The following is a 15,878-nucleotide window of genomic DNA, read 5'->3' as shown; positions in this document are numbered from 1 at the left end:
TAATTAGCAATCAAACCTCCGAGAATTCCAATAACAAGGGGATGATTATCACAATTTTCCTGGAGATAATTCCGGATGGTGGTACTGTTACCTTTGATTTCGCAGGAACGTAGCAGTTTCTCAGCATCGGGAGGGCGCAGGCCAGGAAGGTTGATCCGCTTAGCGCCGCTGATAGGTTGTCCAGATGGATTCAACAGAATACGCGGAGTGAGTCGCGAACTGATCAGGATCTTAGACGGAGCACATGCAGCGAAGGCGCGGAGCAAGTCGTTATCTTCATCGCGAATGGCATCGCAAGGATTGCGGTTAAGCATCCTATCGGTGGGCGTGTCGATTTCTTCGTCGGATATTTCCGCGGCGTCAATTCGATGGTAGGCAACGAGCACCCGCTCAAGACCATCGAGGATCAACAGCCAGGGATGCGAGTGAAGCTCGCCAATGAGTTCGTCTTTCATCTCAGCGGTCTTGCGTTGCTTGAATTCATCAAGAGGATGACCGGTCATATAAGCAAGGGCGTGCTGACAAAAATCCTGCATATAGGCACCGCGTTCATAGAACGAATACCAGAATCTACCAGCCCAATCGGTACGATTAGTAGTTGCATGTCGCGTGGTCCATTCCCAGGTGAGCATACTCTTACCCGTACCACCGATTGCTTCAAAGAGGAGCAGGTTCGTAGGGTCGGCACGATTTGCCCAGTCGCTGAGTGTGTCAAGTTCCGCCTGGCGTCCGACAAACTTGTGAGAACCGATATAATCAGGTTCGGCATAGAAAGCCGGAGCAGCAGGTATGACAGATTTCTTTTCCGTGGAGATCGGTAAAGTTTCTTCCTCGACTTCGCCATTCGACGAGTTGAAATATTCTTTCAGTTCCGACAGCGACGTGCTGATTTTTTTTTCAAAGTCTTCGAGGCTCTCGAAGACTGCATAGACCCGTTGAACTGCAGAATCAGAGGAAATTAGTTTGGCCCGCTCCCGAAAGTCACTCAGTTTTTTTAGCTTCGTGGAATCCTGCTCAAAATCTCTCTTTGTTCCCGGATGATCATCCCCCATGATAAACAGAAGGATCGGACGTCCCAAACGCTGAGCTTCATTGAACTCCAGTTCGGTGATCGAAAGCTGGTTGGGATTCCGCTCTGGGCATTCGGGGGTTTGACCATATTTATGACTGATTACGCCAATGTAGGCCGCACTGTTCTGAACCATCTGAAGTGAAGAATCAAGTACATCGATCAGTTTTGCAGAGTCATTTTCCATCACATTCGGATGTAGTTTGTGGTTCGAAATGGCTTTGATAAGACTTGCTCTATGTTCCTCCAGATCGGTAAAAGTACTGGAAACCATTACCTGTGGGATGCTTCGTGGCTGAGGAGATGAGTGATCTGACATGGTGTTCAATCAGATGGATTGGATAATGGACTACATTCACGAACATATATTTTTGTATCGTAAACAGCACCTGTTGGATATTCAATAATAAATATTTGTTTAAAAGGATCTGATAAAGGGAAAAGACGGTCCTTGTGACTTAACATCAAGCCAACAGAGCCACCAGCCGCTGGCAGGGACGGGGTATTAGAGAAGTTATTTTCCCAAAAGCACATCTATCAGGGCTTTGATCTTCGTTCTAACAGTAATCCCTGATAACCCGCGGGGATCAGGAGTTGGCTGTTCCAGAAGCGGCAGGCGCCGGGGTGGCCTTTGAGATCGTATTCGCGGATCGGTTTGGGGTGCTGGAGGTCGGTGATGTCGTAGAGTTCTACACGTTGATCGGGGCGGCGGGAGAGGGCCAGTTGTTTGCCGTCGGTGCTGGGGCGGCCGCGGAGACGATGGCCGGGGACTGTGCTGGCGGGCAGCTGACTGACTTCGCGCTGGTCGCCGGGGTCGAGCAGTTGCAGCTTGCCGTGTTTGACGAGCAGCAGTTTGTCGCCCAGCAGACAGACGCCGTCGGTAAAACTGTAACGCCGCTCGTCGGGCGTGTTACCCCGGTAAACGGGTTTCTCGCCGGAGACGTCGTACCAGGCCGGTCCGCTGCGGTGCCAGTAGGCGACCAGGTAACGGCCCCCCAGCAGTTCGGGGACCAGCTGATCGCCGTAAAACAGGCCGACCTGGGAATCTTTCAAGACCACCTTAGGGTGGGCGGGATCCTGGAGGTCGGCGATCTCCACGGCGGAGCTGCCCCAGTGATATAAGGCGAACCGCCCGGGGGCGGGACAGGCGACCTGTTTCACATTGCGGTTCTTCAATTTGAGGCGACCGATTTCGGTCAGCTTCCATTCGGGGCCGATGTCGTAGATGGCGAGGCCGGCGTCATTCTCGGCGGCGTAGAGTCGCGAACCGGAGACGGCCAGGTGCATGACTTCGCCTTTACCCGGGGTCACGCTGACCGGCTCCAGGGTTTTGCCCAGCTGCACCGCATGAATACCGGCACTGCCGCAGGCGGCCCAAGCGATGTCGCCCACGACAGTGGCAGAGCGGACCTGACCGCCGGGCTGGTAGGTGAGGAAACGGGGATCGCCGGCCTGGTCTGAAGCGGCTTTCAGTTCGGGTGCCCGGTCCTGTTCGCGGACAACCGGACTGGCGAGGCCGGGCGCGGGGACGACGTAGAGCCCGGTGAAGATGCCGGCGGCGTAGATCACTCCCTGGCCGAGGGCGATGCCGCCGACGGGGTCGGGGGTGCTGTCACTCTTTGACCTGGGCGGCAGGACGGCGTGGGCGACGATCCGCGGTTGCTTGATGTCGTGAATGTTGACGACGAAGAGCCCGTTCCAGGTGTCGGCGACGACACAGTGATCGCCGGCGACGCGGGCGGTCCACATGTCGTTTGTGATGTGATAGGAGGCCGGGAACTTGACGCGGGAGACGAAGGTCGGCTTTTCGGGATCGGCGACATTGAAGATTTCGAGTCCGTGCCCTTTGCCGTCATCGCGGCTCGCCCGCGAATGGTGTCCGGTGGCGGCGAAGCAATAGTTGCCGCGGAGGCAGCCGCCGTCACCAAAACCGTCGAGGGGGGCTTCGCTGATGATCGTGGGCTGGCGCGGGTTGCGGACGTCGGCGATGACGAGTTTCCGGGGCGCCCAGTCGCCGATATAGAGCAGGCCGTCGCGGGACCAACAGGACTGGGCTTCGCCCGTTTTCAGCATGCTGACATGTTGCGGGGCGCGGGGGTTGGAGACGTCGATGATCTCGACGCCGTACTGCCGCGTGGCGACGAAGGCCAGGGAGCCGGAGACACAGATGCCGGTGGCCATTTCGACGGTGTCGTAGTGGCTCAGCAGTTGTGGTTGGTTCGCATCGGAGATATCGACGAGCCAGAGTCCATCCTGGCGGGCGGTGATATAGGCGATGTTGTCTTTAATAAAGAGCTGGCGGGTATTGCCCAGGCCGGAGAGTTCGCCGAGCGGAACCGGTTTTTCCGGCTGAGTGATGTCGAGCACGTGGAACTTGCCGCGACCGGTGGCATAGAGGCGGTTGCCGGCCACGGCGACGGCCTGGCAGGCGTCGATGCCGTTGACTTTCTGGGGAGTCAGGGCGGAGCCGTAGGTGTCTGCTGGGGGTGCCGCGGGGAGGGAGTTGGGGGCGGTGATGACCAGGAGGCAACAGAGGAGTGCGAATTTCAGGAGGGATGTGTTCATGGGAGCGTGCTTTGCATTTTTTGTGATGGAGGATGGTTTATGAATTTGATTATGTGGGGCCGGGGGTGTGATGTCAATTTGTTTGGGGCGTTGCGTTCACTGAGCACTGTCGGGCAAGCCGACAGATGGCCCCCGGAGTTTCTTAATTCGAACGGTCCCTACCTAAGTCGTTTCAACCGGGGCTAACGCCCTGCGGCTAATTTTCTTTTCTGTTGTTGAAGTCCTGATAACAAGAGTAACAGCATACCATCGGACAGGTTGAATACTTAAACAACTAACGCGATAGACCTCATAATCTCTTGGCACTGTTGGGCGAGCCGACAGCTGGCACCCGGGACTTTGTCTGGGAGGGTGGGAATGTTTGATCTGGATTGGGATTCCAGAGGCGGGTGGTCACATGGGACCACCCCTATATGACTTCTGGCTGAGGGTGGTTTTTTGCAGTGGGACCCGCCCACTGTGACACCTGGCGAAATGGCGGTGATCGAACTCAATAGGAAGATTGAGTTTTGATGCCAGCGACATTTTTCGAATCATCATTGTGTGCGGAAAACCCTACTGCTTGATTTTCACGATTCGTAATTCTAATTCGATCTACTTCCTGACCAGAAACGGGGTCGAGAAGAATCCATTGAAAGTCAACCGTGCAGTCTGTTCCCCGATTTCTCAAAAAGAGATCCTTCATTTTGGGGGTTTTCGCCATTCTGAAAGATTCATCAAAGCGGCGCTTAATATCATCGTCTTCCTCTTGTTTGGGATGTGTAGAGACGAGAATCAATGGGGCCGACAAATCTAAATCTTGAAGCGACAAGACATCGAATCGATGAGCTCCTGTAAATCCCACTTTAGATGCACTGGCAAGAATGAAACGTTTTTTAGTTTTGACCTGCATCAGCAATTGTTTGAAAGCGCGTTCCTGGATACCCGCGTGATACCCAAACAGAAGACCTTCATTGGGATCAAATCGAATCCCGCTTGTTCCCAGGACGATTACTGATGGCTCAAAATTTGCCGGTTTAAGTAGATTTTCTGCAATGTCTCCGAAGAACGCCTGATGAGCCGAATCCAGTTTTGTCCCCAGAATATGAACGTCAGTCGCAGAGATTGAGGGAGATTGCCTACTGCTGACTTCCCAGTCACGTAAGATTTGAAAACTGTTGGTGTATACGTCAAGGAGCGTTGAAGACCGTTTGATCGATTCCTTCAATTGCTGCCAGACTGCCATACAGGATGACCCGGCATCGAGGACGACACCTTCACCATCCCTGAGCCCAGCATCTTTGACAACACGGGATGAGATAAATTCCTTTTCTTCACTTTCAAAACGCTCCTGCCTCAACGCAAATTGCCAAACTGATTTCTTTTCCTCTGCCCTATATTCTACGACTTCATGCTCATTGTTTGCTGTTACCTCATTAGACTCATGATTGTTATCCATCATCAATTTGTCCTCGATTGAATTTGTCGTACATTGAGAAGGGCAAAAAGAACTAATCGCCGACTTCAATGCCTGTACTTCAAGCAGGCATTCGTGACATTCCTTTAAATGGTCTGGTTTACTGCTAGAGCTCATCGCTATAGCAACAACATCCGCAGCAGGTAAATGGTTAGGCATTCGATTCATCCTTTCTCATCCGTGAAGAGCGTTCAATCTCAACAAACGAACTCAATTTAGAAAACAATTTTTTCGAGCGGTCTGAAAAAGTTGAATAAGGGATTCCATTTTTAGCAGCTAGCTGCTTCATGTCCGTCAGAGGGTAGTCGGAGTTTTTCAAGATACACAATATTTCCAGGAGCTCTGGAGGTAACTTCGCTATCTGGTTGATAAATCGTTCCTTTAACTCCTGCGCATATGCAACCTCAGACGGGTCGAGGGTTGATCCATCAGCCAGAGAAGAGGCAGCTTCGAGTCTGACTTTTGTTTTCCCTCGGTCAGTTCTATGTAATGAACGATCAATCCCACGATTGACAGCGCGAGTCAGAACTTCATTAATCATTGATTCCCCTTGACTACAGAGCCAAGAGATACATGATGGGTAATCGTAATCCTGCGCGTCTTGGGATTTGTCATTAACGACTTCGCATAACGCGATGACGGCCTCGTTCACAGCAGTCTCGATACCAGACTGCCGCGTAGAGCCTGATTTCCAATATCCTCTTTTATTGGCAATAGAGTCAAATCGGTCATTGACGCGATTTTCTATTTCAGTTTTGATCGTAACCTGCTCTTTTTGTGCCGTCATAAAAAACTCCATTTGTTCTGGCGCTGGGAGTCGACTAGCCATCAGGAAACTATCTCCTGCAGACAACTGCACACTGTTCTCTCCTATATAGAGTGGGCCTGATAGCGTCTGAAATTCATCAGAAAAATGAGATTTTTGTTATTTTTCGAAAGTTTATTTTCCATTCATCATTTCTTTGTTTTTTCGGAGCCGGAAAACCCTACATTGATGTAGCGAATTTCAATCGAGTTAACTTCAGCTTAACGGAGAATCGTGATATGCACATCAATTCTGAAATCATGGCCAAGATACTGGATGAACTAGACTTAGCTCACAAAAATGAATGCCTGGCTCTCTCAACTTCCGATGAGCAAACCAAAGCACTGTGTCAGAAATATGCACGAGACCACCGTAACCGAGCCAGCCTTTTAGTAGGCTTACAAGAAAGAAGCGAATAGCTGCTTTCAACTCTGATGACTGTGACAGGCCACCGTTTCTGTAACAGTCGTTGTGAAATCTTTAGGGTATCACAGAGACGAAAGGTGTCAGGTCCACTTCAATTACGGACCGGGCACCTTTTCCATTTCTACGCCTGCTCATCCCCCCACATACCAATCTTCATCTCAGCGTGGCAGTCGCAATCGGTTAGAATGGCTGGTTTTGTGGTGGGGGGTGTTGTTACCGGCGGGCGGACACATGGGTCTGCGGTATATGGTTCACTTATCACTGTTGGGCAAGCCAACAGTTGCACCCGGCGTTCGGTTTTTATTCGCAGTTTTTCATGTTGGTACTGCATTGTTGGCGTGCTGATGATGTCCGGTTTTCGGCCTGGCTGCTTCTGCGGGAACTCGTGATAAAACGTGACTTTTTTGGCAATCTGTGGTTTTTATGCGGTTAAAAGCGGTAAAAGTTGACCAAAAACGGAGTGCATTGATGAGCAGTTGTTTTTCAAATCGTGCTGAAACCAGAGGGTTTTATAGTGTGTTTGTGGCATCGGTTTTGAATGTTCCGGTGAAAAAGTAGTGTTTACTCGCGCGCGCGACGCATAACCAGGCATTCTGGTCAGAAGCAGGTGCGAATCCAGTCCAGTTTATTCAGTCGTCAGGGAGGATCTGTGAGGTGGGAATTGTTCACTCTGGAAGCACTGTCGGGCCAGCCGACAGTGGCACCCGATCGCTCAATTGGGTAGGGACGAGTTATCAGTGAAAATTAGAAAGGTTCATAAAAGTGACTTAGTTTTGTGAGTGCGTTGTCCAGGGCGCGTTGTTCGCTGTCGAAGAATTCTTCTTCCGTCTCTACCTGTTCCTCGACGGAGCGGATCATCTCGGTGGCAGTCATGTTGGCCGAGAGGACGTGCACATCGCAATAAAATGATCGTTCGACTGTGGCAAAGTATTGTGAGGTCCCCTGCTGTTTCCAGATTTCGATGCGGAACCGGTATTCATAATCGAGGTTATCGATGGGGTGCATGCGGGGGGTACTTACCGTTTGAGTGAGGAGGTTTAATTTCATTGATGCGTTCCTGTTTTTTCGGTATGCCAACAGGGCTACCCGGGACTTTGTCTGGAGGTTGAGATAATCAAGGGAGCGTTCGAATGAGTGCTCTGTCGGTTTCCTGTTCGCTGCGCTCACCCCGAATTACATTCGGGGTTACCCGGTTGACGTGGGAGAGTCGGATCGGATCGGCACTGTCGGGCGAGCCGACAGATGGCACACGGGGCGCTGGTCTGGTTAGGAGAGATTTAATGACTCACTGCGCGAAAACAGGGAGCACGACATTCGCACTCCCTGTTTTACTTGAGCAGATCTAACCGAAGCTCTGTTCTGGTATCAGTCTCCGAAGGCGCCGTCGAAGGCGATGTCGGAGGGGGCGAAGTCGACGTTCTTGGTGAACTGGCAGGCTTCGCGGGCACCCATTTCGCGGTTCATGCCCATGTCTTCCCATTCGATGGAGAGGGGGCCGGCGTAACCGATGTCGTTGAGGGCGCGGATGATTTCTTCGAAGCGGACGCCACCACGGCCGACGCTGCGGAAGTCCCAGCCGCGACGCTGATCGCCGAACGGGAGGTGACTGGTCAGGATGCCGGTGCGACCGTTGAGGGTGACCGAGGCGTCTTTCATGTGAGCATGATAGATGCGATCGGGGAAGTAACGGATGAACTCAACCGGATCGACGCCCTGCCAGATGAGGTGGCTGGGGTCGAAGTTGAAGCCGAACTCTTCGCGGTTGTCGAGGGCCTTGAGTGCGGCTTCGGCAGAGTAGATGTCGAAGGCGATTTCCGTGGGATGGACTTCGAGCGCGAACTTGATGCCGCACTCCTGGAAGACGTCGAGAATCGGGTTCCAGCGGTCCGCGAGGAGCTGGTAACCGGCGTCGATCATTTCCCGTGGTGTGGGCGGGAAGTCGTAGAGCAGGTGCCAGATGCTGGAACCGGTGAAGCCGTTGACTACGCTGACGCCGAGCTTCTGTGCGGCGCGGGCGGTGTTCTTCATTTCCTCGATGGCCCGTTCGTTGACGCCGGCGGGATCGCCGTCACCCCAGACGTATTCGGGGAGGATAGCCTGGTGCCGCTGATCGATATTATCGAGGACGGCCTGTCCGACGAGGTGGTTGGAGATCGAGAAGAGCTGCAGGTCGTATTTTTCGAGCAGTTCCCGTTTGCGGTTGCAGTAGGTATCGTCGGAGAGTGCTTTGTCGACTTCGAAATGGTCTCCCCAGCAGGCCAGTTCCAGGCCGTCATAGCCGAAATCCTGGGCTTTTTTACACATCTCTTCCAGGGGGAGGTCAGCCCATTGTCCGGTGAATAATGTTACAGGGCGAGCCATAAGAAGATCCTTTCAAAATGTCACAGCTGGAAATGGATAAATCGCTCTTCACACTAGACCAGTGGGGTCAGAAAGTCAAACGAATGAGCACTTGTCGGAAAGAGGGGGTAAAAAAAGGGGATGGCAGACTCCAATCAGGTAAGGAAATTGATTATTATCGGGGCCACTTCTAGGCCAATTAACACAAGCTTACTTAGAAATTCGCCGCCCCGTGGGTGGTGTGACACCTCGAACACGAAGGTTCCATTATGTCAGAACAGAGTCCCCCGCTGGTGGGCGTGATCATGGGCAGTCAATCCGACTGGGATACGATGAAGGAAGGGGCCGCGCTGCTGGAGCAGTTCGGCGTGGCGCATGAGTGCCGCGTGGTCTCGGCTCATCGGACCCCTGACTGGATGAACGAATACGCCAAGACCGCGGAGGAGCGGGGGATCGAAGTGATCATCGCGGGTGCCGGGGGTGCAGCGCATCTGCCGGGGATGGTTGCGGCGCAGACCGTCCTGCCCGTACTGGGCGTGCCGGTGAAGAGCCGGGCCCTGCAGGGTCTGGATTCGCTGCTGTCGATTGTCCAGATGCCGGGAGGCGTGCCGGTGGGGACGCTGGCAATTGGAGAATCGGGGGCGAAGAACGCGGCGCTTTTGGCGATACGGATCCTGGGTAACTCGCGGCCTGAACTGCGGGAGAAGATGAAGGAATTCTGTCAGAATCAGACCGACAGCGTACTGGAAAATTCAGAACTATGAGTGAGCTGATTCCCCCCGGAGCGACCCTGGGTATGCTGGGCAGCGGCCAGTTGGGCCGGATGTTCGCCATCGAAGCCCGCCGACTGGGTTATAACGTGCACGTCTTTTCTCCCGAGCGTCTGACCCCGACCGGCCAGGTAGCCGACAAGGAAGTGGTCGCCGAGTATGACGATCTGGACGCGGTCGCGGAGTTCGCGAAGAACGTGGATGTGATCTCGTTTGAATTCGAGAACGTGCTGTCGGTGACGACCGATGCCGCTTCGCAATATGCGCCGGTGCGTCCTGGCGCGCATGTACTACATGTGGCCCAGAACCGAATCCGGGAAAAGTCGGACCTGCGGGACGCGGGGATTCCGGTGACGCCATTCAAGGTGGTGAAGTCGGTGGAGGAACTGAAAGCCGCGATTGACGAACTGGGATGCCCGGCGGTGCTGAAGTCGGCGACGTCGGGATACGACGGCAAGGGGCAGGTGAAGATCGACGCGCCCGAAGAAGCAGAGTCGGCGTGGAAGGAAGTGGGTGCGGACGAGACGATTCTGGAAGCGTTCATCGATTACACGTGCGAGCTGTCGGTGGTGGGCGTACGGGGACTGGACGGCGAGTTCGCCTGGTATGGTCCGATGAAGAATGATCACGCGAACCATATTCTGGATATTTCGGTGTTTCCCTCCGGGCAGAGTGAGAAGGTTAACAAAGAAGCGGTTGAGATCACGCGGGCCGTATTTGAGCGGCTGGATGTGGTGGGCGTACTGTGCGTCGAGTTCTTTCTGACCGCAGACGAGCGGTTGATGATCAACGAGATTGCACCGCGGCCGCACAACTCGGGACACCTGACGATTGACGGGCACGTGTCGTGTCAGTTCGAGCAGCAGGTGCGGGCGATCTGCGGATTGCCGCTGGGTTCGACCCAATCACTGGGACCGGCGGCGATGGCAAACCTGCTGGGCGATCACTGGGAGCCGGGTCCGCCCGACTGGAGTGCGCTGAAGCAGTTCCCCGATGTGAAAGTGCATCTGTACGGCAAACGGGAATCGCGGATTGGTCGCAAGATGGGACACCTGACGGTGCTGGGCGAGACGCCCGAGGCAGCCGTCGAACGGGTGAAGCAGGCACGGGCCGCGATCTTTCACGGTTAGGTAGCGTTTCTTAATTCGGATGGTCTATACCAAAGTCGTTTCAACCGGGGCTAACGCCCAATGGCACTTACCTTAGAAATAACCGTCAAAAAAGCCGCGACTGGCATGGTATTTGCGCACAACTTATAACTTCTTTAGAAAGGAGTCATATTGGCATGTGTGCAAAACGAACGATCCCCGCTGATCCCCAACTCGATCAGGAATTCGACAAAGCCTTCGAACAGATTCAGGAACTGGTCGACCTGAGCCAGGCCGACGCGTTATTTCCTACACATCCGAACGCCGTTTATACGACCAGTGTCGTCCTCTGGATGCTCGTGTATCAGCGGATGAATCCCGATGCCTCTCTGGAAGCGGCTGTCAAAAAACTACTGGATTCCAAACCAGAGCTGCTGCCCGATAATAAACGCGTCTCAGAAGGGACGCTCTCGCTTAATACAGGCGCCTACAGCCGGGCCAGAACGCGTCTGCCGTGCAGTGTTGCCGAATGGTTTGCCAGGCAGGTCAGTCAGTCCATGATTGAAGCGTCGCCGGCGTCGTTCCAAGACCGTCGCGTGTTCATGATCGACGGCACCACGATCACGCTTGCTCCAGAAGCAGAACTGCAGAAGGTTTATCCTCCCGCTTCGAATCAATACGGTGAAGGGGTCTGGCCTGTGGCTTTACTGGTGGTCGCGCATGAACTCTCCAGCGGCGCTGCCCTGGTTCCGGAAGTGGGCGCCATGTACGGTCCCGAGGCCGTGTCTGAAACAGCGCTGATCGACAACTGCCTGACGCAAATGCCCCCTGACAGTATTGTCATGGCAGATGCCGGCTATGGTATTTTCTCCGTGGCCCACAAGGTTCAGCAGGCGGACCTGTCATTCCTGTTCCGACTGTCTAAGCAGCGGTTCGATCGACTGCGCAAGACTGCAACTCTGGTTGATGAAGGCGCGAACTGGAAGACCTGGTCCTGTCAATGGCAGCCCAGTCCCAGTGAGCGCAAGAAACATCCCGATTTGCCTGCCGACGCGGTGCTGTCGGTGCAACTGCATGAATTCGAAACGGAGGAAGGGAAGCCGATATACCTGGTAACCAGTCTGGATGAATCAGTCGAGATGTTGTCCGACCTGTATGCGCGGCGGACCGATGTCGAGACCGATATTCGCAATATCAAAGTGGTCCTGGACACCGAAAACATTCGTGCGCGGAGCGTGGAGATGTTCCACAAGGAACTGCTGACTTCGATGGTATCCTATAATCTGGTGGTTCAATTCCGGCGTCAGGCGGCAGAGCTGGTGAAGGTGCCTCCCCGTCGCATGAGCTTCAAACGAACCTGGACCACGTACCGGCAGTTTCTGCTGTCGTCCATGTATACCACGGCCGCCGACTGGAGAGAACGCTATCGTTTCGCGCTGGGGATCGCCATGCAGGATAAGCTTCCCAATCGACCGGGACGTAAATATCCAAGGGAAGCGTATCGACGCCGAACTAAGTCAACTCACTTCAAAAAACGAGAGAAAGGATCAGATGCGTCAGAAAAATGAAGTAAAGTAAGTACCATTAGGCTAACGCCCTGCGGCTAATTTGGCTTTTCTGCTGTCAATGTTCCTGAAAATAAGGGCGACAGTATCCTATCGGACGCAGTTAATTATTACCTGGGTCAGGTTAAAGTCCTCAGAATCACTCTCAGAACTATTAAATAAACGTTACCCTGAACTATTTTCCGCGGACGTTGCCCCAGAGTTCGATGTGCATCCGGCGGGTGACCTGGCAGCTGAGCTGTTTCGCGATTTCTTCGATCCAGGACATGCGTTCGGCGAGCATCTCGGCAGTGGTGCCCTGGGGCATCAGGTAAACATTTTCGCGGTTGATTTCCGGGTACCGTTGTAGATAATCCTCGATCTCGCTGAGGTCTTCGCGGTGATCGACGACGAACTTGATCTGGTAGGGATGGCGTTTGATCAGTTCGTGGATGACGGTGGGCTGATCGCGGCGGGCGTCGTGACGGTGTGCCCATTCGGGGTTGTCCACGGGCGTTGAGTTCGAGAGCTTGGGGCTGATCGACATCAGGTCGGCGTGGACATCGCTGAGGATGGTGCCTGCGGTTTCGATGGTGATGATCTTGCCGTCCGCGTGGAGACGCTGGGTGAGCGATTCGATTTCGTGGCTCAACATCGGTTCGCCGCCGGTAACGACGACGTGTTCACAGTCGTACTGGGTTATGTGTTCCAGGATCTGATCGACGGACATTTTTTCGCCCTCGGGATTCCAGGATGTGTACGGGGTATCGCAGAACCAGCAGCGGAGATTACAGCCACTGGTCCGAATGAAAATCGAGGGAACCCCGATCCATTTCCCTTCGCCCTGGGGTGAGTGAAAAATTTCCGAGATCAGCAAGAGAGACGCTTCCTAAAATGAACGTGAATTAACTATGACATCTATCTTATCGGAAAGCGTGAGATCTTGCATTGAAATCTGCGGTCAAAGCGTGGTAACTTTAGCGAAAATTTCAGCGGAACACCGATTACACTGACACTTTCAAGCAGACAGGACTCTTCTATGCGCCACGATTCTCGCCAGCCCGATCAACTCCGTCCCATCAAAGTCGAACGCCGGTATACGAAAGCAACCCCCGGTAGTATTCTGATCTCGGCGGGAGACACTGTTGTGCTCTGCACGGCGAGCCTGGATAACAGCGTGCCTCCGTGGAAGAAGAACGACGAGGTTCCCAGTGGCTGGGTGACTGCGGAATACAACATGCTGCCCGGCAGTACGTCACCTCGCAAACAGCGGCGGGCGGACGGACGCTCGAGCGAGATTCAGCGACTGATCGGCCGGAGCCTGCGGGCCGTGGTCGACTTCGCCGCCCTGGGACCACGGACGATTACCGTGGACTGCGATGTACTGCAGGCGGACGGGGGAACGCGAACGCTGAGTATCACGGGCGGTTTCCTGGCGCTGCTGGATACGGTGCTGGCGATTCCCGAAACGTGCGAACTGGCCGAGGGGGAAGTCTTTGATCCGCAGAAGGTATTCACCAACAGCGTGGCCGCGGTAAGCGTGGGCGTGGTGGAGGGCGAGCCGGTGCTCGACCTGGATTACGTGGAAGACAGCACCGCGGGCGTGGATATGAACGTGGTGATGACGGGCGGCGGCGACTTCGTGGAAGTTCAGGGAACGGCGGAAGGGCTGGTGTTTAATCGGGGCATGCTGGACGCGCAGTTGGAGCTCGCGACGTTGGGCATTGAGCAACTGACGGCGATTCAACGGGAGTGCATTGGAGGGGACTGGCCTTTGTAGTGGGGACCGCGAAATGTTTTTTTGCTACCACGAAAAGCACTAAAGACACGAAATTTTATTCCCTCTCTGTTGTTTAACATGATGATGAGAGCGTTTTTATTTCCGGAATGTTAAATGTGCTGATGTCTTTTATGAGGCTGATAATTTCAATGTGTATGTGAAAGCTCTGACAAAGCCGAAGAAAATCGAGGTTTTACCAGTCTCTCTTTTCCCTCATTTTTCTTTGCTCTCAGTTCTAATGCGATTCGCCAGATGTGTTGCTCGTTTTCCGTAACATTCGTGCCATCGAGATACAGTCCCTGCAATTTACTGAGCCCATTCAGATTAGAAAGGCCGGCATCTGTTACGCTGGTATCATTCAGACTGAGGATGGTTAGGTTTTTCAAGCCCTTTAAATGTACGAGCCCCTTGCCGGTAATCGCAGTTTTAGCAAGAGAGAGATTACGTAATTTTTTGAGTTCCGACAGATGGATGAGACCTGTATCAGTAATTTCCGTTTCGCTGAGATCCAGAGACTCCAGATTCTTCAACCCTTTTAAGTGAACCAGTCCTTTATCTGTAATCAGATTATCATGCAGATTCAGGATCCGAAGATTCCTGATATTTTTCAGATACGCCAACTCGTCATCTTCCACGTTCGTATCATAAAAAGATAACTCATCCAGATCAGTCACATTAGATAGATAGACGAGTTGATCTCCAGTGAAGCGGCTGCGAGACAGATTCAGACGTGACAGACCGGTTAAATACTCAATGCCCAGCAGTGTATCAACAGACGTTGATTTATATTCAAAAGTGATTTTAACCTCTTTGACTTCTACAGAATAAAACCAGTCCGGTAGATTGAATGGTAGTTTAACAGGAACCGGAATGAGTGGTTCTTTATGATAAGTCAGGCTTGCCTCGGGCAAAGATCTCAAACGTCGTATGAGATCGTCCTCTATTTTCTTTTGATACCAACCATTGATAAAGTAGAAAGCCACCAGCAGTAATAAGAGCGTACAACTCAAACGGACATAATTCCCACCAGTAATTCTGGCTGGCTTGAACTTGAATTGAAATAACCTGCCCATGAGATGCTCACCAGATAAAACTGGAATTGATCGGGTTAAGAAGCTGATAGATCGATGAGCTCACATCTTTCATGCACCGTCTATTCTACCAAAAATCGTCATCCGCAGCATTTAAAATATTTTACTACCACGAAAAGTACTAAAGACACGAAATTTTATTTCCCTCTCTGTTGTTTAACATGATGATGTGAGCGTCTCTATTTCCGGAATGTTAAATGTGCTGATGTTTTTTCTGAGCGGAATGGCGCTAGGTAGCGGTGATCTCTTCAGCGCGGTTAAAAATTACCGGCGGCTAGCGCCTTGCCGCTCAGGATTGGAGAGAAAGATTATGACTCCAGCCGCTGCCAGCGGGCTTTGAGGGAGGAGATCTGGAAGGCGTGGCCGGCTTCGTGTTCGATGAGGTGGAAGACGGCCCATGCGGGTGTGGTTTCGTAGGGCTGGTCGTTGACGGGAGGTCTGAGCCGGTGCCATTCAATGAGGTCCATTTGCTGGAATTTAGAAAGAGCGATTTCGCGGGTGGTATTGAGCCGGTGCAGATGTTCTTGCAGAGTGACGCCGGGAACGTGACTGACTTTGCCAGCTTCGTCCGCCATCGGAAAGGGGAACAGATCATTGACGTCGGGCGGGAATTCCTGCTGCAGGAGATCGAGGTAGAGCCAGGACATTTCGACCAGGGCGATGTGGTACAGCAGGGAGCCGATGGAATTCTCAGCACCGTCGGAGCCGCGCCAGTCGAGCAGTCTTTGATCAATGTCACTGACCAGGCGGAGTGTACGCTGGCGGACTTCGGCGAGTGCCCAGAGCCAACGGCCGATTTCGAGGGTTGCGGCGGGGAGCGGGTTGATTTTTAATTCGGTGGTCATAGAGGCTTCTCTGTTACGGGGAAGTTTGTTTGATTCTACCACGAAAGGCACGAAAAACACGAAACAGATCGAGATAAATGTCTTGAACCTGAGACCAGT

General features: G+C 53.1%; 13 protein-coding genes. 4 read left to right on the top strand and 9 right to left on the bottom strand.

The window, feature by feature from the left end:
- From Enr10x_RS03725 to Enr10x_RS03700, 6 genes are all read right to left on the bottom strand, one after another.
- On the bottom strand, positions 1-1,343 hold a 1,343-nt coding region (locus Enr10x_RS03725; RefSeq protein WP_197997472.1), incomplete at its 3' end, for a DUF4062 domain-containing protein.
- A 263-nt stretch (positions 1,344-1,606) separates the two neighbouring features.
- On the bottom strand, positions 1,607-3,634 hold the full coding sequence (locus Enr10x_RS03720) for an LVIVD repeat-containing protein (RefSeq protein ID WP_145448174.1): 2,028 nt from the start codon (positions 3,632-3,634) through the stop codon (positions 1,607-1,609).
- Between the two features lie 490 nt (positions 3,635-4,124).
- Positions 4,125-5,249 (bottom strand): DeoR/GlpR family DNA-binding transcription regulator, encoded by a 1,125-nt coding sequence (locus tag Enr10x_RS03715; RefSeq protein WP_197997471.1) that lies wholly within the window; start codon positions 5,247-5,249, stop codon positions 4,125-4,127.
- Positions 5,242-5,919 (bottom strand): hypothetical protein, encoded by a 678-nt coding sequence (locus Enr10x_RS03710; protein ID WP_145448172.1) that lies wholly within the window; start codon positions 5,917-5,919, stop codon positions 5,242-5,244. The genes Enr10x_RS03715 and Enr10x_RS03710 overlap by 8 nt, the downstream gene beginning before the upstream one ends.
- A gap of 1,146 nt (positions 5,920-7,065) precedes the next feature.
- A complete protein-coding gene (locus Enr10x_RS03705) occupies positions 7,066-7,368 on the bottom strand; it encodes a hypothetical protein (RefSeq protein ID WP_145448171.1) in 303 nt (100 codons plus the stop codon).
- Positions 7,369-7,686: 318 nt separating this feature from the next.
- A complete protein-coding gene (locus Enr10x_RS03700) occupies positions 7,687-8,682 on the bottom strand; it encodes a sugar phosphate isomerase/epimerase family protein (RefSeq protein WP_145036623.1) in 996 nt (331 codons plus the stop codon).
- Between the two features lie 248 nt (positions 8,683-8,930).
- On the opposite strand from Enr10x_RS03700, the gene purE reads away from it, so the two are divergent.
- The 3 genes from purE (at position 8,931) to Enr10x_RS03680 (ending at position 12,087) form a co-directional block, all read left to right on the top strand.
- Positions 8,931-9,425, top strand: a complete 495-nt coding sequence (gene purE / locus Enr10x_RS03695) for a 5-(carboxyamino)imidazole ribonucleotide mutase (RefSeq protein ID WP_145036621.1) — start codon at positions 8,931-8,933, stop codon at positions 9,423-9,425.
- Positions 9,422-10,561: a 5-(carboxyamino)imidazole ribonucleotide synthase gene (locus Enr10x_RS03690; protein ID WP_145448170.1), complete on the top strand. Its 1,140-nt coding sequence runs from the start codon at positions 9,422-9,424 to the stop codon at positions 10,559-10,561. The genes purE and Enr10x_RS03690 overlap by 4 nt, the downstream gene beginning before the upstream one ends.
- 155 nt (positions 10,562-10,716) lie before the next feature.
- Positions 10,717-12,087: an IS4 family transposase gene (locus Enr10x_RS03680; protein ID WP_145103899.1), complete on the top strand. Its 1,371-nt coding sequence runs from the start codon at positions 10,717-10,719 to the stop codon at positions 12,085-12,087.
- 172 nt (positions 12,088-12,259) lie between these two features.
- Here the strand turns inward: Enr10x_RS03680 and Enr10x_RS03675 are convergent, their stop codons facing one another.
- Positions 12,260-12,940 (bottom strand): 7-carboxy-7-deazaguanine synthase QueE, encoded by a 681-nt coding sequence (locus tag Enr10x_RS03675; RefSeq protein ID WP_145448169.1) that lies wholly within the window; start codon positions 12,938-12,940, stop codon positions 12,260-12,262.
- A gap of 162 nt (positions 12,941-13,102) precedes the next feature.
- Here Enr10x_RS03675 and rph point away from each other — a divergent pair, with 162 nt between their 5' ends.
- Positions 13,103-13,843 (top strand): ribonuclease PH, encoded by a 741-nt coding sequence (gene rph / locus Enr10x_RS03670; protein ID WP_145448168.1) that lies wholly within the window; start codon positions 13,103-13,105, stop codon positions 13,841-13,843.
- A 146-nt stretch (positions 13,844-13,989) separates the two neighbouring features.
- Here the strand turns inward: rph and Enr10x_RS03665 are convergent, their stop codons facing one another.
- On the bottom strand, positions 13,990-14,916 hold the full coding sequence (locus Enr10x_RS03665; RefSeq protein ID WP_145448167.1) for a leucine-rich repeat domain-containing protein: 927 nt from the start codon (positions 14,914-14,916) through the stop codon (positions 13,990-13,992).
- A 326-nt stretch (positions 14,917-15,242) separates the two neighbouring features.
- A complete protein-coding gene (locus tag Enr10x_RS03660) occupies positions 15,243-15,779 on the bottom strand; it encodes a DinB family protein (protein WP_197997470.1) in 537 nt (178 codons plus the stop codon).
- Between the last annotated feature and the right edge of the window lie 99 nt (positions 15,780-15,878).

Origin of the sequence: Gimesia panareensis (genome assembly GCF_007748155.1) — a bacterium.
Classification (GTDB): Bacteria; Planctomycetota; Planctomycetia; order Planctomycetales; family Planctomycetaceae; genus Gimesia; species Gimesia panareensis.
The sequence above is the reverse complement of the archived record's forward strand: the minus strand, read 5'-3'. Positions and strand labels throughout refer to the sequence as shown.